General features: G+C 48.3%; 1 protein-coding gene. It reads right to left on the bottom strand.

The annotated features are described in order from the left end of the window. Positions 1-232 (bottom strand): precorrin-2 dehydrogenase/sirohydrochlorin ferrochelatase family protein (locus RYX56_RS25525; protein WP_317124540.1); only part of this gene is annotated, 232 nt, incomplete at both ends.

The raw sequence follows: 232 nt of genomic DNA, 5'->3' as shown, positions 1-232 counted from the left end.
ACCATGATTCTAAGTCATGTTTTAGACTGCGTGCCAGCTTCGGGCTCGCACCATTTGTAGTTATGGCAATTTGCAGCTGTCCCCGCTGAACGGCTGCCGGAAAGATTACATTCCCTTCCCCCGCCTCATCCACCACACAAACTAACCGGTGCGGTGAAAGCTGCTTGGCCCATGTCTTATTTTGTTTGCGGTTGTTTGTTGCCAGAATGACCAAAAATGCGTTATTAAAATC

It is taken from the genome of Alkalihalophilus lindianensis (assembly GCF_032843265.1).
Lineage (GTDB): Bacteria > Bacillota > Bacilli > Bacillales > Bacillaceae_D > Alkalihalophilus > Alkalihalophilus lindianensis.
The sequence above is the reverse complement of the archived record's forward strand: the minus strand, read 5'-3'. Positions and strand labels throughout refer to the sequence as shown.